Source organism: Pseudonocardia aurantiaca, assembly GCF_039526725.1.
GTDB lineage: Bacteria > Actinomycetota > Actinomycetes > Mycobacteriales > Pseudonocardiaceae > Pseudonocardia > Pseudonocardia aurantiaca.
The window spans coordinates 208,205-225,932 of the sequence record NZ_BAAAJG010000015.1 but is presented as its reverse complement, the minus strand read 5'-3'; the positions used below and the strand labels follow the sequence as shown (position 1 = coordinate 225,932).

Annotated in this window: 18 protein-coding genes and 1 riboswitch; of the genes, 7 read left to right on the top strand and 11 right to left on the bottom strand. The window is 71.9% G+C overall.

Annotated elements, in window-relative coordinates; genetic code table 11:
• Positions 1–272 precede the first annotated feature (272 nt).
• From ABD143_RS23280 to ABD143_RS23265, 4 genes are all read left to right on the top strand, one after another.
• Positions 273–1,283 (top strand): LacI family DNA-binding transcriptional regulator, encoded by a 1,011-nt coding sequence (locus ABD143_RS23280; protein ID WP_343982209.1) that lies wholly within the window; start codon positions 273–275, stop codon positions 1,281–1,283.
• A complete protein-coding gene (locus ABD143_RS23275) occupies positions 1,280–2,008 on the top strand; it encodes a (Fe-S)-binding protein (RefSeq protein ID WP_343982207.1) in 729 nt (242 codons plus the stop codon). Before ABD143_RS23280 ends, ABD143_RS23275 begins: the two co-directional genes overlap by 4 nt.
• 100 nt (positions 2,009–2,108) lie before the next feature.
• Positions 2,109–3,584, top strand: a complete 1,476-nt coding sequence (locus tag ABD143_RS23270; protein WP_343982204.1) for a LutB/LldF family L-lactate oxidation iron-sulfur protein — start codon at positions 2,109–2,111, stop codon at positions 3,582–3,584.
• Positions 3,568–4,197, top strand: coding sequence for a LutC/YkgG family protein (locus ABD143_RS23265; RefSeq protein ID WP_343982202.1), 630 nt, complete (start codon positions 3,568–3,570; stop codon positions 4,195–4,197). Before ABD143_RS23270 ends, ABD143_RS23265 begins: the two co-directional genes overlap by 17 nt.
• A gap of 16 nt (positions 4,198–4,213) precedes the next feature.
• Here the strand turns inward: ABD143_RS23265 and ABD143_RS23260 are convergent, their stop codons facing one another.
• Entirely contained in the window at positions 4,214–5,092 is an 879-nt protein-coding gene (locus ABD143_RS23260; protein ID WP_343982199.1) for a dihydrodipicolinate synthase family protein, read from the bottom strand.
• Between the two features lie 9 nt (positions 5,093–5,101).
• A complete protein-coding gene (locus ABD143_RS23255; RefSeq protein WP_343982196.1) occupies positions 5,102–5,359 on the bottom strand; it encodes a hypothetical protein in 258 nt (85 codons plus the stop codon).
• Between the two features lie 166 nt (positions 5,360–5,525).
• Between ABD143_RS23255 and ABD143_RS23250 the strand changes: the two genes are divergently transcribed.
• Entirely contained in the window at positions 5,526–6,296 is a 771-nt protein-coding gene (locus ABD143_RS23250) for a tetratricopeptide repeat protein (RefSeq protein WP_343982193.1), read from the top strand.
• 30 nt (positions 6,297–6,326) lie between these two features.
• Here the strand turns inward: ABD143_RS23250 and ABD143_RS23245 are convergent, their stop codons facing one another.
• The 3 genes from ABD143_RS23245 to ABD143_RS23235 all read right to left on the bottom strand — a co-directional run bounded on the left by ABD143_RS23245 (position 6,327) and on the right by ABD143_RS23235 (position 8,927).
• Positions 6,327–7,115, bottom strand: a complete 789-nt coding sequence (locus tag ABD143_RS23245) for an ABC transporter ATP-binding protein (protein WP_343982190.1) — start codon at positions 7,113–7,115, stop codon at positions 6,327–6,329.
• Complete coding sequence (locus ABD143_RS23240) at positions 7,108–7,887, bottom strand: ABC transporter permease (protein ID WP_343982187.1); 780 nt, start codon at positions 7,885–7,887, stop codon at positions 7,108–7,110. The genes ABD143_RS23245 and ABD143_RS23240 overlap by 8 nt, the downstream gene beginning before the upstream one ends.
• Before the next feature lie 2 nt (positions 7,888–7,889).
• Complete coding sequence (locus ABD143_RS23235; protein WP_343982184.1) at positions 7,890–8,927, bottom strand: ABC transporter substrate-binding protein; 1,038 nt, start codon at positions 8,925–8,927, stop codon at positions 7,890–7,892.
• Positions 8,916–9,028: riboswitch (TPP riboswitch) on the bottom strand. It overlaps the preceding gene by 12 nt.
• Before the next feature lie 302 nt (positions 9,029–9,330).
• Here ABD143_RS23235 and ABD143_RS23230 point away from each other — a divergent pair.
• Entirely contained in the window at positions 9,331–9,651 is a 321-nt protein-coding gene (locus ABD143_RS23230) for a hypothetical protein (RefSeq protein WP_343982180.1), read from the top strand.
• Positions 9,652–9,685: 34 nt separating this feature from the next.
• Here ABD143_RS23230 and ABD143_RS23225 read toward each other — a convergent pair whose 3' ends face one another.
• The 6 genes from ABD143_RS23225 to ABD143_RS23200 form a co-directional block, all read right to left on the bottom strand.
• Positions 9,686–10,615 (bottom strand): hypothetical protein, encoded by a 930-nt coding sequence (locus ABD143_RS23225; protein WP_343982177.1) that lies wholly within the window; start codon positions 10,613–10,615, stop codon positions 9,686–9,688.
• Between the two features lie 621 nt (positions 10,616–11,236).
• Complete coding sequence (locus ABD143_RS23220; protein ID WP_343982174.1) at positions 11,237–12,439, bottom strand: ROK family protein; 1,203 nt, start codon at positions 12,437–12,439, stop codon at positions 11,237–11,239.
• Positions 12,436–13,914: a sugar ABC transporter permease gene (locus tag ABD143_RS23215; protein ID WP_379659720.1), complete on the bottom strand. Its 1,479-nt coding sequence runs from the start codon at positions 13,912–13,914 to the stop codon at positions 12,436–12,438. The genes ABD143_RS23220 and ABD143_RS23215 overlap by 4 nt, the downstream gene beginning before the upstream one ends.
• A gap of 38 nt (positions 13,915–13,952) precedes the next feature.
• On the bottom strand, positions 13,953–14,726 hold the full coding sequence (locus ABD143_RS23210) for an ATP-binding cassette domain-containing protein (RefSeq protein ID WP_343982168.1): 774 nt from the start codon (positions 14,724–14,726) through the stop codon (positions 13,953–13,955).
• Positions 14,727–14,822: 96 nt separating this feature from the next.
• Positions 14,823–15,950, bottom strand: coding sequence for a sugar ABC transporter substrate-binding protein (locus ABD143_RS23205; RefSeq protein ID WP_343982165.1), 1,128 nt, complete (start codon positions 15,948–15,950; stop codon positions 14,823–14,825).
• Positions 15,951–16,285: 335 nt separating this feature from the next.
• Positions 16,286–17,101 (bottom strand): EamA family transporter, encoded by an 816-nt coding sequence (locus ABD143_RS23200; RefSeq protein ID WP_343982840.1) that lies wholly within the window; start codon positions 17,099–17,101, stop codon positions 16,286–16,288.
• A 351-nt stretch (positions 17,102–17,452) separates the two neighbouring features.
• On the opposite strand from ABD143_RS23200, the gene ABD143_RS23195 reads away from it, so the two are divergent.
• Positions 17,453–17,638 (top strand): DUF7455 domain-containing protein, encoded by a 186-nt coding sequence (locus ABD143_RS23195; RefSeq protein ID WP_343982163.1) that lies wholly within the window; start codon positions 17,453–17,455, stop codon positions 17,636–17,638.
• Positions 17,639–17,728 lie beyond the last annotated feature (90 nt).

The following is a 17,728-nucleotide window of genomic DNA, read 5'->3' as shown; positions in this document are numbered from 1 at the left end:
CGGGCTCGCCATGACGGTGGCCAGCGCGCCTCCCCCACGACGATCGCTCCCGCCGGCCCGCCCGCGTCGTCCCGGAGGGGCTGCTACGGATGGACGACGCGTACCGCCAGGCGGCCTGATGTCCCCCGGCGACAACCAGTGGCGTGGGAACGAGGTTTCACGCCACTAGACTCCGGAACGGCAGGGCTCGCGGCGGCACATCCCACGGGCCGCGGGATCGGCGGGAGGCGGCGCTCGTGAGACCGGGGACGAGCCCACGGGGCACCCCGAGCATGAAGGACGTGGCCCTCCGCGCGGGCGTCTCGCTCGGCACCGTCTCCAACGTGCTCAACCGTCCCGAGCTGGTCAGCGAGCCGACCCGGCGCCGCGTGCTCGACACGATCGAGGTGCTCGGCTTCGTGCGCAACGAGTCGGCCCGCCAGCTGCGCGGCGGCGGCAGCCGCACCCTCGCCTACGTCGTGCTCGACACGTCCAACCCGTTCTTCACCGACGTCGCCCGCGGTGTCCAGGAGGCGGCGGACGCCGCGGGGCTCGCGCTGTTCCTCTGCAACAGCGGCGAGGACGCCGCCCGGCAGGCCGGGTTCCTCGATCTGCTGGAGCAGCAGCGGGTGGAGGGCGTGCTGATCACCCCGGTCGACGCGGACGAGCCGCGGATCGCCGCGCTCGCCCGGCGCGGCACCCCCGTGGTGGTGGTTGACCGGGGCGCGGGCCCGGACCGGTGCTCGGTCACGGTGGACGACGTGCTCGGCGGCGACCTCGCCGCCACCCACCTCCTGGAGACCAGCCACCGGCGCATCGCGTTCGTCGGCGGCCCGCGGGCGATCGGGCAGGTCACCGACCGCATCACGGGCGCCGGGCAGGCCGTGGCGCGGGTGCCGGGGGCCGAGCTGACCGTGCTGGAGACGGCCGCCTTGAACGTCGCGGAGGGCCGCCGGGCCGGGGAGCGACTGGCCGGGCTGCCCGCCGCGCGCCGCCCGACCGCCGCGTTCTGCGCCAACGACCTGCTCGCGCTCGGGCTGCTGCAGCAGATGGTGCGCCTGGGCCTACGGGTGCCCGACGACCTCGCGATCGTCGGCTACGACGACATCGAGTTCGCCGAGGCCGCCGCCGTGCCGCTGACCTCGGTCAGCCAGCCACGGCAGCTGCTCGGCCGCACCGCGGCCCAGCTGCTCCTCGCCGAGGCGCGCGGGCCCGGCGACCACGAGCACCAGCAGGTGGTGTTCGCCCCCGAACTGGTGGTGCGTGCCTCCACCAGGCTCCTGTCGGCAAGGACCCCCACATGAAGATCGCCCTTTTCGTGACGTGTCTGGCCGACACGCTCTTCCCCGACGTCGGCAAGGCGACGGTGGCGCTGTTGGAGCGGCTGGGGCACGACGTGGAGTTCCCCTCCGCGCAGACCTGCTGCGGCCAGATGCACACCAACACCGGCTACCAGCGTGAGGCCCTCCCGCTCGTGCGCCACCATGTCAAGGTCTTCGAGCCCTACGACGCGGTCGTCGCGCCGTCGGGGTCGTGCGTGGGGTCGGTGCGCCACCAGCACGCGATGGTCGCCGCGGCGGCAGGCGACGAGGCCCTGGCGGCCCGCGCCGAGGCCGTGGCGGCTCGGACCTACGAGCTGTCCGAGCTGCTCGTCGACGTGCTCGGCGTCGAGGACGTGGGCGCGTACTACCCGCACCGGGTCACCTACCACCCCACGTGCCACTCCCTGCGCATGCTGCGGGTCGACGACAAGCCGCTGCGGCTGCTGCGCCACGTGCGGGGCATGACGCTCATGCCGCTACCCGAGGCCGACCAGTGCTGCGGGTTCGGCGGCACGTTCGCGCTGAAGAACGCCGACACCTCCACGGCGATGCTCGCGGACAAGATGCGCAACGTGCTCGACACCGGCGCCGAGGTCGTCTCGGCGGGCGACTCGTCGTGCCTGATGCACATCGGCGGCGGCCTCTCCCGGCTGCGGAGCGGCACCCGCACGGTCCACCTGGCCGAGATCCTGGCGAGCACGTCGTGAACGTTCCGCCGAATGGAAGCAAAGCCACTTTCACGCCGGCACGTTGCAGCAAGATCGCTCTGCTGCAACCAGGGCGGGCCCGACCCAGCGAGGCGACGCGATGACCACCTTCCTCGGGGTGCCGGCCCCCCGCGGCGTCGGGCACCTACGCGGCGAGAAGTCGTTCCCGGACGCCGCGCGACAGGCGCTGGCGGACTCTCAGCTGCGCCGCAACCTCGGCCACGCCACCCGGACCATCCGCAGCAAGCGCGCGTCCGTCGTCGCCGAGCTGGACGACTGGGAGCAGCTGCGGCTCGCCGGCTCCGCCCTGAAGGCGGCGACGATGGCCCGGCTCGACGAGAACCTGGAGCGGCTGGAGCGGTCGGTCACTGCCCGCGGCGGCGTCGTGCACTGGGCCCGGGACGCGAACGAGGCCAACTCGATCGTCACGCGGCTGGTCCAGGAGACCGGCGAGCGGGAGGTCGTCAAGGTCAAGTCGATGGCCACGCAGGAGATCGGGCTCAACGAGGCGCTCGAGGCCGCGGGCATCGCGGCCCACGAGACCGACCTCGCCGAGCTCATCGTCCAGCTCGGCGGCGACCAGCCCAGCCATATCCTCGTACCCGCCATCCACCGCAACCGAGCGGAGATCCGCGAGATCTTCCTGCGCACGATGCCGGACGTCGACCCCGGGCTGACCGCCGAGCCGCGCCGGCTCGCCATGGCCGCCCGCGCCCACCTGCGCGAGCGGTTCCTGCGCGCGAAGGTCGCGATCTCCGGCGCCAACTTCGGGGTCGCCGACACCGGCACGCTGCTCGTCGTCGAGTCCGAGGGCAACGGGCGTATGTGCCTCACGCTGCCCGAGACGCTGATCACCGTGATGGGCATCGAGAAGGTCGTGCCCACCTGGCAGGACCTCGAGGTGTTCCTCCAGCTCCTGCCGCGCTCCTCCACCGGCGAGCGGATGAACCCCTACACATCGGCGTGGACGGGTGTGACGCCCGGCGACGGGCCGCAGGCGTTCCACCTCGTGCTGCTCGACAACGGCCGCACCGCCGCGCTCGCCGACGAGCTGGGCCGCAGCGCATTGCACTGCATCAAGTGTTCCGCCTGCCTCAACGTCTGCCCCGTCTACGAGCGCACCGGCGGGCACGCCTACGGGTCGGTGTACCCCGGGCCGATCGGCGCCGTGCTCTCGCCGCAGCTCACGGGGGTCGAGGACAACGCGTCCCTGCCCTATGCCTCGAGCCTGTGCGGGGCGTGTTTCGACGCCTGCCCGGTGCGCATCGACATCCCGTCGCTGCTGGTGAAGCTGCGGGCCAGGCACGTGGACGAGCAGCGGAAGCGGCGCGTGCCCACCCCGGAGGCCGTGGTGATGGCGGCGGCCGCCTGGGTGATGGCCGATCCCAAACGGTTCGCCGCGGCGGAGAAGGCGTCGCGGGCCGGGCGGCTGCTCGGGCGGAAGAGTGGCCGGATCTCCGCGCTCCCGCCGCCGCTCTCGGCGTGGACGGCGAGCCGCGACGCCCCTCGTCCCCCGGCCAAGACCTTCCGGGAATGGTGGGCCCGCGAAAGGGGCGAACGTGACAACCGCTCGTGACGAGATGCTCGGCCGGATCAGGGCGGCCAACGCCGCGGCCGGGCACCCGGCGCCGCCGGACGTGCCGCGCGACTACCACCGCAAGGGCGAGCACCCGCCCGGCCACCCGGCGCTGATCGAGCTGTTCCGTGACCGGCTCGTCGACTACAAGGCCACCGTGATCGACGCCCCCGCCGACGGGGTGGCGGCCGCGGTGGCCACGGCGCTGGTGGCGTTCCCGGGCCGGGTGGTGGCGGCGCCGGAGCTGCCGGCCGAGTGGCGGGCCGACGGACCCGACTGGGCGCCCGACGACGGGTCCCTCTCCCCCGCCGAGCTGGACACCTCCGCCGCGGTGGTCACCGCGTGCGCCGCGGCCTGCGCGACCACCGGCACCATCGCCCTCGACGGATCACCCGACCAGGGCAGGCGCGCGATCACCCTCGTGCCCGACGTGCACGTCTGCGTCGTGCGCGCCGAGCAGGTCGTGCAGACGGTGCCGGAACTGCTCGCGGCGCTCGACCCGCGCCGGCCGATCACGTTCGTGAGCGGGCCGTCGGCCACGAGCGACATCGAGCTGGAACGCGTGGAGGGCGTGCACGGCCCCCGCACGCTGATCGTGGTTCTGGCGGGCTGATCCCGCGCCCGAAACGTCAGCCTGTCCGCCGGGCCACCAGCCGGGCGATGCTTTCCCGCGTCTCCGCTGTGAGGCCGGGCGTGGGCATCCGCATCGTCGCCGTGCCCACACCCATCAGCTCCAGCGCGTACTTGAGCCCGGCGATGCCGCCGCCGAGCGCGGCCTTCACCTCGTCCGCCCCGGCCTGAGCCGCCCGCTCGGCCTCCGCGTCGCCGGCCGCGAGGGCGTCGGCGAGCGCGGCGAAGGGCTCCGGGAACACCGACGCCAGCGACGCCACCACACCCCGCCCGCCTGCCCGTGCCACGGCCGGGAGCTCCGTGTCCGCCCCGGCCCACAGCACGGCGTCTTCCGGCAGCGCGGCGACGAAGTCCGGCAGGCGGTCGGCGACCGAGCCGCTCAGCTTGGCGCCGGCGAGCCCGATCTCGGCTGCGAGAGCCGCGAACCCAGCGGCGTCGGCGGGCACCCCGGTGCGTTCCGGGAACAGGTAGCCGTACACGCGGGCGCCGTCGGCGACCTCCGCGACGGCGCTGAAGTGCCTGCTGACCGCCGTCGCGTCAACCGCCAGGAAATAGGGCGTGATCACGGCGAGCCGTCGCGCGCCCGCCGCCACCGCGTCGCGGGCGAGCGCGACGGCGTCCCGGGTGGCGGCGGCGCCGACGTGGACCACCACCTGCTCCGGCCCGAACGCGTCGAGCGCGATACCGAGAAGCCGGGAGCGCTCGGGAAGACCCAGCCCGGGAAACTCCCCCGTGGTGCCTGCGACGAACACCGCGTCGACGCGCCCGGCCAATCCGCTGAGCAACGCTTTGTTCGCGCGCGCATCCAGCTCGCCGTCGGCGTCGAGCAGGGTGGGTGTGGCGGCGAGGACGTCTGCGCGTCGGGTGGATGAGGCCATGCGGCGACTCTAAGACTCCAACCGCGCTCGGGAGGCGTCGACCGGGTCGGTGAGCCAGCAGTAGTTCGACGGCCGCAGCCGCATGGCGTGGAGCACGACAACGGGGTCGCCGGGCGCGACCACCACCTCCAGCAGGTCGCGTCGCGCCGTGAGGCCGATGTGCAGTTCGACCTCGCCCTGCGCCACGGTGCGAAGCGGCGCCGCGAGCACGCGCCGGATCTCGTCAGGCGCGATGCCGTGCTTACGCGCGCTCCGGGTCAATCGCACTCCCCGATGCTACGGACAACCCTTCGTCATCGCGCACGCACCACCCGTGACAATTCCGCGAAATCCCTGGTACCGCCTGCCGAACGGCTCACAGGATGTCCCCGCTGGTTGCGATTGTCCGGTATTTTCCGTGGAAACTGCACTGTGCTCTTCGGGGGGTGGTGTGATGGCGTGGTGGTCACGCGAGGGTCGCGGCAGCGCTGCACGCCTCCAGGAAGGCGTCCAGGATCTGGCCGCGCGGCACTCCGACGCGGTCGCACGATCCGCGGCCGGTCGCCACGACGAGGCCGTGCCGCTGTTCGAGCAGGCGCTCGAGGGCTGCCGGGCCACACTCGGCCCGGACCACCCGGACACCCTTACCGTCGCGGGCAACCTGGGCGTCACGTGCACGGCCGCCGGGCAGTTCCGCATGGGAATCGACCTGCTCAGCGCCAACCTCTCCGATCGCGTCAGGGTCTTCGGTGACGACGACCCGCGCACCCTCACCGCCGCCGACGCCCTCGCAACGGCCTATCGGTTGGCGGGCAATCTGGACGACGCGCTTGCGCTGTCCGGCCGTGTCACGGCCGAACGCAGGCGCACCCTCGGCCCGGCCCACCCCGACACCCTCACCTCGCGCATGGGCATGGCGCTCGCGCGCGGCGCCACGGGCGACGTCGAGTCGGCGCTCACCCTTCTGAAAGCGGCGTTGAACGACTCTGAGCAGGTCCACGGCCCCCGCGACGGGCACACAATCGCGCTGCGTGGCAACGTCGGGGCGTGCCAGGCCGTGCTCGGCCGGGAGAGAGACGCGGCCGCCACGTTCGAGCGCGCGGCCGTCGACGCCTCCGTGCTGTACGGCCCCAAGCACCCGTACACGGTCGCCCTCCAGGAGGACATGGCGAATACGTCCGACGCGGATCGGTTTGTCATCGCGGGGTCGGCAATTTCGGCCTGATTCAGCGCCGCCGTAATTCGCAAAGCATTGCTAATCGGCTCGCGGGGGCTTCCTTCCGGATCCGCGCAACCCGGATCCGCGCAACGCGGCCAACAACTCCTCCTCCACCGCGGCGAACCGGGCCGAGGTGATCATCTCCACGGTGCGCGGGCGCGGCAGGTCGACCAGCACCTCCTGCTGCACGTACGTGGGCCGCGGCGCGAGCACCACCACGCGGTCGGAGAGGAACACCGCCTCCCGGATGTCGTGGGTGATCAGCAGAACGGTCCAGCCGTAGCCGGCGCGGACGCCTTCGAGCCACGTCTGCATGTCGGTGCGGGTGAGCGAGTCCAGCGCGCCGAACGGCTCGTCGAGCAGGAGCACCGCCCGGTCCTGCACGACCGTGCGTAGCAGCGCGGCCCGCTGCCGCATCCCTCCCGACAGCTCGTGCGGGCGGGCCGTCTCGAAGCCGGCCAGCCCGAACGGCGCGAACAGGGGCCGGGCCCGCTCCCGCGCCGCCTTCTTCGACATCCCGGCCACCTCGAGGCCGAGGGTCGTGTTGTCGAGCACCGTGCGCCACGGGAACAGCAGGTCCCGCTGCGGCATGTACGCGAAGGGTTCGACGCGCCCGGTGGTGTCCTCGCCGTCGACGATCACGCGCCCGGCGTCGGGGCGCTCCAGCCCGGCGATCACGTCGAAGAGCGTGGACTTGCCGCACCCACTCGGCCCGATCACCGAGACGAACTCCCCCGGCGCCACGTCGAACGCCACCCCGTCGAGCACCGGGAGCCCGGGGTAGGTCTTGTGGAGTCCGTCGAGGACCAGCTTTCCCTCAGACATCGCTCGACTCCGAGTTGCTCTCGCGGGTGCGCCACGGCACGACGAGCCGTTCCACCGCGTACGTCAGCGCGAACAGCGCCACCGACAGCAGCGCCGTCACGACGACCGCGGCGAGCACCAGGTCGGTACGGAAGGAGTTGCGCTGCAGGCTCATGAAGATGCCCAGCCCGGCCGTCGCGCCGACGTACTCCGCGAAGATCGCGCCGGTCACGGCGTAGGTGATGCCGATTCGCAGCGACGTGAAGAAGCGGGGCAGCGCACCGGGCAGGCGCACGTAGCGGAACTGCTTCCAGCGGGATGCGCCCATGCTGCGCAGCAGGTTGGTGGCCTGCCGGTCGGTGGCCGCGAACCCCTCGATGAGCCCGACCGCCACCGGGAAGAACGTGACGAGCGTGATCACCACGACTTTCGGGAGCAGCCCGAACCCGAACCAGATGATCAGCAGTGGGGCGATCGCGATGATCGGCAGCGTCTGCGACGCAACGAGCAGCGGCATGAGCGCGCGCCGCAGCCACGGGGAGAAGTCCACGGCGATCGCGAGTGCCCAGCCGAGCACCAGCGACACCGAGAACCCGACGGCGGTCACCTGCAGCGTCGGCACGGTGTTGGCCCAGATCTGGTCGCGGAACGCCCAGCCCTGCTCCACCACCCGCAGAGGCGAGGGCAGCACCTGCGGCCGCACCCCGGCAGCCGTGACGTACCACTGCCAGGCCACCAGCGCGACGGCCACGAGCAGCAGCGGCGGCGCCACCCGGCGCAGGGTCCGCACCATGGTCAGGAGACCGGGGCGAGGTAGTCGTTGGTGAACCAGGTGGAGAAGTCGGGCCGCTGGGTGAGCGGGCGGCCGTCCGGGCCGGTGAGGGCCCCGGAGTCGAACACCCAGCCCGAGTAGCCCGCCCACTTCTCCGGCGTCTGCACGCCGACGCGCCCCGACTCGTCACGCAGGAACTGCGCGCTCAGCATCTCCTGGCTGCGTGTCACGAGCTCCGGCTCGGTGAACGCTCCGGGGTTCGCGTCGGTGAGAAGTTTCGCGCCAAGGGCGGGGTCGTCGGCGGCGAGCTGGTAGCCGCGCTGCGCGGCCTGCACGAACCGCGCCGCGGCGTCCGGGTTGGCCTGCAGCCACGGGCTGTTGCCGATGAGCAGGACGTTATAGGCGTCCGGGAAGCCGTAGTCGGTGTAGGCGAAGGTCTTGAGCGGCTGCCCGCGCATCCCGGCCTCGATGCCCTCCCACGCCACGAACGGCTCGGTGAAGTCGACCTGGCCCGCGTACAGCGCCTCGTAGGCCGCCGTGCCCAGCACCACGGTGGAGAAGGTGCCGGTGCCGCCCGCGTCCTTGATGACGGCCCGCATCTTCGGCCCCTCGTAGGCCGCGCCGAACCCGCCGTAGGTCTTGCCGTCGAGGTCGCGCGGTGAGGTGATGTCGGTGCGGTCGGCGCGGACGGCGATCTCCGTGGCCCAGTGTTGCAGCACGGCCATCACCGACGTGATGTCCGCACCGGCGGCCTTGGAGAAGGTGAACGAGTCCTGGAAGGAGATGCCGAAGTCGGCCGCTCCGGACGAGACGAGCGTGTCCGGCGAGGTGTTGTTGTACGGGAGGAACTGCACGTCCAGCCCGGCCTGGCGGAACCAGCCCTCCTGCTGCGCGACGAACAGCCCGGTGTGGTTGGTGTTGGGCGTCCAGTCGAGGGCGACGCGGATCGGCCGGCCCGCGCCTCCGCCGTTACCGGTCCCGCCCGCGGAGCAGCCGGCGAGCACGAACGCCAGGACGGCGCCTAGGACGGCCAGTACGCGGGGTACACGAAGGGAACTCATGTTCCTCCCTACGCCGGAATTAACCGGGTCAGGTTCGAACGGTCGGCGGCCGGTCCTGCCGCCCTCTCAGCCTCGGAACGAGGGCTCCCGCGGGTCGGGAAAAGGATAGACCTTCACTTCGGCACGTGCCACGCAGCCACCGCCACGCTTGGCAGCCCCGGGAGCTCCAGCGGATGGTCCGGCACCCAGGCTCTGCACACACATGCGCACCGGGACGCCCGTGAGATGAACATCAGAGCTGTTAGAAGCAAGATCAACAGCTCTGGTGCGAACCTCACGGGCAGGGCGCCGCAACTGGACGCGTCCGTGTGTGCAGAGCCTGGTGGGAGTTCAGGCCCGCCCGAGCATCGTCCCCCGGGTCGGGCCGTGAAACGCCCGCGGCGTCGGCGCCGAGCACTCCCCCGTGCGTCGTGTCCTGATCATCCTGATCGCCCTGTCCGCCCTGCTCGCCGCGACGGCGTGCACCGGATCGTCCCGCTCCAGCCGCTGCTCGGGCAGCAGCTGCACGATCAGCCTCACCGGCGAGCAGACCGTCGACGTCGAGTTCGGCACCTTCGAGCGGAGCCTGCGGGTGGCGCCGATCGAGCCGGCCAACGTGACGGTCTCGGCGCGCGGCGAGCAGGCGCGGCTGGCCGTCGGCCAGACCGGGGTGGTCGGCGGGCTGGCGGTGACCCTGACCTCGGTGAGCGGCCGCGACGTCGGCCTGGAGGTGCGGCGCCGCTGAGGGGCGGTACCAGCGAGATCCGGCCGGGCCCCGGTCAAGCGCGGGTCAACATCCAGTCGCCGGAGTTGATGGCGAACTCCTTGTCCGGGCCAAGCCATCGGCCGGTCATCGAGCGGCCTGCCGGGTCGAGCACGAGCTGCATGATCCCGTGGTACACCGCTCCTCGGTAGTAGCCGTCGGTGGCCGTTCGTTCGGTCCACGAGCCGGTGACGAGCAGGCCGTCGGTCCGCAGGTCCAGCTCGATCATTCCGGTGCCGTTCGGCTCGCTCCGTCCGGTCAACCGGTCTCCCTCGGAACGCAAGCGGACCCGGTGGCTGCCCTCGAACTCCTCGGCACGGCCGGTGCTGAAGAAGCGATAGCTGCTGCGCCAGAGCCCGGCCAGCTCGGACGGCTTCGGGCCAGTTCCCATTGCCGCCACTGGAGTTGTGCTGGACCGGCCCGCGGCCACCGCTGTGGCGGTGCTCAGCTTGAGGAGCAACGCGCGCCGCTGCTCTCTGGGCAGGCGCTCAGCCCAGTGATCCATGCTGCGGGACAACTCGTCGAGTTCGAGGTGACCGACCTGCCACGCCAGCGTTCCCGACTCGGCGTCCCCTGCCTCGGCTGACTCGTAGTCGTCCGCAGACCGGTGCTCACCCCAACGAGAAAGAAGATCGGCCACGTTGCACTGGTAGAGCTGGGCGAGGCGATCGAGCACGGCGAGGGACGGTGCGTGCCCGGTGGGGCCGGGCCAGTTCTCCCAGGACGAGAACGTCTTGAAGTTCTTCGGATCATCGGGCCACGCAGCGGTCCATGCCGCGGCTGCGTCTGCCTGTCCCCACCCGTGGGCGAGGCGCATGGCGACCAGCGCCTTGAGGCCGTAGCGGTCCTGGAGCGCGGTACCGATCGCGATCCACGTGCGACCTTCGGCCCGGAGGGATGCGGCTCGTTCGAGCTGTTCCTGGCGGCGGGCCGACCGGGCCGTCATGGCCGGAAACGCTACTCCCGGCCGGAGGCGGAGTCACCAAAAGGGTTCGCCTTGCTACGGGATGTTCACCAGCCCGCGCTCGCCCGAATCTGTGCACAGCGTCTGGGGCGCAACCCCGACGTGAGAGACCCGCTCCGTGGAAGGGCACAGACGTGGCAACGGCGGACACTGATCCGATCGACGACGGCACCGGGCGGTGCAGGGTCTGCTCGGGCGGGGCGCAGACTGGCCGCCTGCGGTGGCCGTGCAGGCTTCACGACTGCGCGATCCGGGCCCGACGCGCGCAGGCATCTCAGCAGGCGGCGGGCTGAGTCGTGTACTGGCATTACGCGACCCCCGTCACCGAACAGTTCGGCGCCGGGCTCACCCACCAGGTGTTCGACGTCCACGCGGCGAACCGCTTGGACGGTCATCTGGTTCGTGCGGTCTGCGGCCGGCTGATCACCCCGGCCCCCATGAGCGAGCCGAGCGGCAGACCCTGCCCGGCCTGCGCGGTGAGGCTCGAGGGACCGACGTCGTTGCACCGGGAACCCACCACCACGTTCCCGGGTCTCCGGCCGGGACTGCGGAGACTGCGCTCGATCCTTCGACGCCGCCCCCATGACGAGTGAGCAGCCGCAGTCAGACCGCGCCCAGCACCGGCTCGAACGCCAGCTCGGCCGCGCCCACCACCTTGGCGTCCCGGCCCAGCGGGCTGGTGACGATCCGCGTGCCGCCGACCGCGCGGCTCACCAGGCTGCGCTCGTGCACGACGGCCCGCACGTGGTCGACGACGGCGGGTGGGAGCGCGGTGAAGAGGTCGCCGAGCACCACCAGCTCGGGGGCCATCACGTTCACCACTGTGACGAGCCCCGTGCCGAGCCAGTCGGCGAACTCGTCGAGCGGGCCGGGCAGCGGGGCCGTGGCGAGCGATCGCAGCTCGGCCACGACCACCCCGCGCGGGGTGGTCTCCGGCAGGCCCAGCGCCCGGCAGACCGCGGCCTCCCCCACCTCGGTCTCCCAGCACCCCCGGGAGCCGCAGTAGCAGGGCCGCCCGCCGGGCCGCACCATGATGTGCCCGATCTCGCCGACGTACCCGCGGGTGCCGCGCAGCGGTCGCCCGCCCGCGATCACCCCGCCGCCGACGCCGCGGTCGGCGGAGATGTACACGAGGTCGTCGACGCCGCGGGCGTCGCCCCGGACGTGCTCGGCGAGCGCGCCCAGCTCGGCGTCGTTGGCCACCTGCACCGGCATCCGCAGCACCGACGCCAGGCGCGTGCCGAGCGCGATGTCCTTCCAGCCGAGGTTGGGTGCCTCGTGCACGAACCCGTCGTCGCGCCGCACCACACCCGGCACGGACACCCCGGCGCCGAGTGCGGTGACCGCGAGCTCATCGGAGAGCAGCTGGGCCGACTCGGCGACGTGGGTGATCACCTCGCCCGGCGTGCGGGTGCGGTGGTGGAGGTTCCAGCTGTGCCTGCCGAGCACCTGCCCGCCGATGCCGACCATCGACATCGCGACCTGCTCGACACGCACGTCAACGGCCAGTACGACGGCGGAGGACGGCTCGGGGAGCACCATGAGCGAGGGCCGACCGGCCCCGTTGCGCTGGGTTGGCACCGCCTCGGTGACGACCCCGGCTTCCGCCAGCCCGTCGACGACGGCCTTGATCGTGCTGCGGTTGAGGCCCAACTCGGACGCGAGGGTCGCCCGCGTGCAGGGCCCCTCCACGTGCAGCCTGCGCAGCAGGGCGGCACGGTTGTGCCGCCGGGCCTCGTCGGGCCGGGCGCCCGCGGTGGCGGCGGGCGAACCGCCGCCACCCTCACCCCCCCAGGTGCGACTCACCTGCCGGCGACCGCCGAGCGCCGCCGGGAGAGCACGTCCACGCCGGCCGCCATCAGCAGCACGACACCGTTGACGAGGAACACGACCGACGCGGGCTGGCCGAGCAGGCCGAGGCCGTTGTTCACGGTGGCGAGCACGGCGCCACCGATCACCGCGTTGCTGATCCGCCCACGGCCACCGAACAGCGACGTGCCGCCGATGACCGCGGCTCCGACAGCGAAGAGCAGCGTGTTGCCGCCACCGGCGCTCGGCGACACCGAGCCGACCTTCGACGAGTAGACGATCGCGCCGACCGCCGCGAACGCGGCCGAGATGACGAACACCGCAGCCCGGATGCGCACCACGTTGATGCCGGCCCGGCGCGCCGCTTCGCGGTTGCCGCCCACGGCGTAGACGTGCCGGCCGAAGCGCGTGCGGTCGAGCACGTACGTGCCCGCCACGAGCAGCACGAGCACGATCGGCACCACGTACGGCACACCGGCGATGGCGACCTGGCCGGGCGAGCGATCGAGAGTCAGCAGGTAGGTGGCCACCGCGGCGAGCACGACGACGGCGCCGATCTTGAGCAGGACGAGCCCGGTGGGCTGCGCGACCAGGCCCAGCCGCCGCCGGGACGCCTGCCGGTTGAGCAGCACGGCCGCGTACCCGCCTGCCGCCACCACGAACAGCAGCCAGCTGCCGAGTGTGGAGAGGTTGCCGTTGGCCACCGCGTTGATCACCGGGTCTCGCAGTCCGAGCGTGCCGCCGTCGCCGATCAGCTGCAGGATCACACCCTGCCATGCGATGAACAGCGCAAGCGTCACGACGAACGACGGCATACCCGCCTTGGCGACGAGGAAACCGGTGAGGCAGCCGATGACCACCCCGACGCAGACGGCAAGCAGCATCTCCAGCCACGGGTTCGGTGGGAACCCGACGAGCAGGAGCACCAGCCCCAGCGCGGAGACGACGGCTCCCGCCCAGATCCGCAGCAGCAGCGCCAGCACCACCGCGACCAGCACCACCGCGGCGAACATCAGGAACACCGGCGTACCCATCGCGCCGAGCAGGTTGCCGCCCGACACCAGGTGAAGCGCCATCACCGCCGCGGCGAGGCCGGACGCCGTGCCGGCCGCCAGGTCGATCTCCCCGGTGAGCAGCACGAACACCAGGCCCATGGCGATGATCGTCTGGCCTGCGCCCTGCTGGAGCAGGTTCGCCAGGTTGAGCAGGCTCGGGAACGTGCCGCCCGAGTCCAGCACCGTGAACAGGATGAACAGCGCGAGGAGACCCAGCAGCGCGGGCAGCGAGCCCAGCTCGCCGTTGCGCAGGTTGACGACGTACCCGCGCAAGGCCTCGGCCGTGGTGCGCGCGGTCGTGTCGATGCCGAAGTCGGCAGAGCGCGCCGACGCGGGGGCCGCGCGTTCCGCGGCCGACGGCGGACTCTCGGGCTCGGGTGCAGCCGCCGTGCCGACCGGGGCGTCGGTCTCCGCCATCGGGCTCTTCTCCTTCTGGGCCGACTCTTCCGGTGCCATCAGACCGTCACCGTCTCGGGTCGCTGCAGGCCCAGCTCACCCGACCGGCCGGAGGTGATCAGCTCGACGGCCTGGGTCTGGGTGACGTCCTTCGTGGGCACCTGGGCGACCATCCGGCCCAGGTACAGGGTGGCGATGCGGTCGGAGACCTCGAAGACGTCGGCCATGTTGTGGCTGATGAGCACGACGGCGAGGCCCTGCTCGGCGAGCCGCCGGATCAGGTCGAGCACCTGCCGGGTCTGGGCGACGCCGAGCGCGGCCGTCGGCTCGTCGAGCAGCACGACCTTGGAGTCCCAGAGCACGGCCTTCGCGATCGCGACCGTCTGCCGCTGGCCGCCGGACAGGGCGGCCACCGGCATCCGCACCGACGTCACGGTGCGCACCGACAGCGACGCCAGCGTCCGGCGCGCCGCCTGCTCCATGTCGGCCTCGTCGAGCAGCCACGAGCGGCCGCGCTCGCGGCCGAGGAACATGTTCTGGACGATGTCGAGGTTGTCGGCCAGCGCGAGGTCCTGGTAGACGACCTCGATGCCGAGGTGGGCGGCGTCGGTCGGCGCGTTGAGCGTCACCGGCCGCCCTTCGAAGAGCACCTCGCCGCTGTCGATGGGGTGGATGCCCGCGACGCACTTGACCAGCGTCGACTTGCCGGCACCGTTGTCGCCGACCAGCGCGGTGACCTCGCCGGCACGGACCGTGAAGTCCACGTCGTGCAGCACCTGCACGGCGCCGAAGCTCTTGTTCACCCCGCGCAGCTGCAGGATCGGGTCACTCATGGATGTACCTCCGGTGACCGTGGCGGACGCGGGTGCCGCGGGGGGCCCGGCACCCGCGTCCGCTCACGGCATTCTCGTGGGACGGATCGGCCGGGATCAGCCGGCCGAGATGCCGAGCTGCTGGCAGGTGGCCGCCAGGTTGCCGACGCAGATCGCGCTGGCGGGCACGGCGCCGTCGTCCACGACGGTCTTGACGTTGTCCCGGGTGATGAGCTGCGGCTCGAGCAGCACGGACTTGACCTGACGGTTGCCCTTGGGGTCGTCCTCGGTCTGCGTGGCGATCGCGTCGGCAGCGGCGGTGTCACCCGTCGCCAGAGCGGCGGCGAGCTTGGCAGTGGCGTCCGCCTCCTGCTTGATCGGCTTGTAGACCGTCATGGACTGGTCACCGCGCAGGATGGCCTGCAGGCCGTCCGGGGTGGCGTCCTGGCCGGTCACGGCGACCTGACCGGTGAGGCCGTACTTGCCGAGCACCGTGATGATCGCGCCCGCGAGCCCGTCGTTCGCGGCGACGACGCCGTCGACCTTGCCGCCGTTGCCGGTGAGGAGCTGCTCGAAGGTCGTGCCGCCCACCTGGTTGTCCCACTCCGGGATCTTCTGGGACGCGACCAGCTTGAGCTGGCCGGAGTCGTACAGCGGCTTCAGCACCTCCTGCTGGCCGTTGTAGAACAGCGTGGCGTTGTTGTCGGTCGGGGCGCCCTCGATCTCGATGACCTGCGCGCCCTGCTTGTTGCCGAGCGCCTGGACGAGGCCCTCGCCCTGCAGGTGGCCGACCTTGGTGTTGTCGAACGAGACGTAGTAGTCGCTGGTGCCGCCCAGGTTCAGGCGGTCGTAGTCGATTACCGGAATGCCCTGCGCCTTGGCCTTCGCGGCCACCGCCGCGCCTGACTCGCTGCTGATCGAGGCGATGACCAGCACCTTGACACCGCTGGAGATCATGCCGTCGGCAAGCGTGGCGAACTTCTGCTCGTCGCCCTGCGCGTTCTGGATGTCGGCGTCGAGGCCCTCGGCCGCCATCGCCTGGGTGAGCAGCGGCTTGTCGAAGCCCTCCCACCGCGCCGAGCTGGCCGTCTCGGGCAGGATCACACCTACCTTGGTCGCGCCTGCCGGGGCCGCGCTACCCGGGGCCGCCGGGGCGGATGGGGCGGCGGCATTCTGGCCACAGGCGGCCATGGTCAGCACCAGCCCCAGCCCCACGGCCGCGAGCGCGGTTCTCCTGATGCGCATGATCGTCCTTCCACAGCGTTGGGGGTCCAGCCCGCCGGACGCGGGCAAATGTTGTGCCCGACAACGTATGTCGCCATCGCGAGTGGCGCCAAGCACATTGGATCGTTCAAGTAGTGTCTATTGAGTCACGATCTGGTCACGCAGCCCGGAGTTTGTTGCGACTCACCACCACCCGACCCCCTGACCGAGGGCACCCGGACGGGTGCGGCCCGCTACTCCGAGCGCACCACCGACGCGGGGCAGGCGAGAGTTCACCCGGGCGGCCCGCCGTCACCCGGGCGGGCGTTTTCGGCGTCACCGAAGGTGAAAACGACCACTGTCACAGAGCGTCACAGCTATCCCGTTCGGCCCATGGGCGCCTGGCCGTCTTCGTCCCGGGACCGGAGCGCCACGGCAGCGACGACCGCAGCGATCCCGACCGCCTCCCCGAGCGAGGGCACCTGGGCCAGCCCGACGAGCCCCACGACGGTCGCGGTGGCCGGCAGCAGCGCGAGCAGCACGGCGAAGCGGGCCTGCCCGACGCGGCGCAAGACGATCTGGTCGAGCACGTAGGGCACCACGCTGGACAGCACTCCGAGCCCTGCGCCAATCATCAGCACGCCTGGGTCGGCGAGAGCGGCGGTGCTGCTCGGGCCTCCGACGAGGAGCAGCGGAGAGAGCAGCACAGCGGCCACCGCGAACCCGACGGCCATCTCGTCGAGCCCGTTGCCTGCGCTTGCCACCCGCTTGCCGAGCACGATGTAGGCGGCCCACATCGTGGCGGCCGCGAGGGCCCAGACGACCCCGGAAGGGCTCCCTGACCAGCGCACATCCGCGATGAGCAGCACGCCGAGCGCGGCCAGGACAACCGCAGCGACGTCGCGGGGCCTGCGCGACGCGACGGCCGCGACCGCCACCGGCCCGCAGAACTCGATCGCCACGGCCGTGCCGAGCGGGAGTCGCGCGATCGCCTCGTAGAACGCGATGTTCATCAGCGCCGTCGCCAGCCCGAACGCGACCGCCCGCCCGAGCCGGGCTCCGCGCCACCCCGACCGCCTCGGGCGCCGCCACGCGAGCAGGACGAGGGCCGCCCCGATCACTCGCAACATGGCGACAGCGGAAGCCGAAGTGCGATCGAAGAGACCGACTGCGAGGGCGGCCCCGACGTACATCGAGAGCGCCCCCGCGACGAACAGGAAGGGCGCAGGGACCCTCGCGCCCACACTGGTCGTCACGTGCGCCCAGCGTAGTCGGCGCATCGGGAGTGTTAACACACCCCACCTTGCACCTTCACGATCGGCACCGCATCATTCACACGTAGTCAACTGGATCTGCAGGAGTCACCGGAGCGCAACCGCGAAGACCACATCCAGACCACTCGGTCGAACGTGACGGTCGTCGCGACGCGCCCCGGGAACACATGCAGGGGTGCTGTACGTCTGGGAGAGTGGGCGCACCGCGCAAGCGGTCGTCACAGCAAGCGGCCCCGGGCTCGTCCCGGGGTCAGACGGAGGGAGACCGCTATGCAGCCAGGAACCCTGACCCGGCCCGAGTTGACCGCCGCAGACCGCTGTGACCGGTGCGGAGCGGCCGCAAAGGTCCGGGCCGTGTTGCCGTCGGGCGGCGAACTGCTGTTCTGCGGTCACCACGCTCGGGCCCACGGTGACAAGCTCCGTGAACTGGAGATCGACGTTCAGGCAGGCAGTTGATCAGGGCCGGCGGACGCCGGCCCTGATTTTTTTGCAAGCGCCGACGGGGCGGGACCCATCCGGGACCCGCCCCGTTGTCGTGTGCCGGGT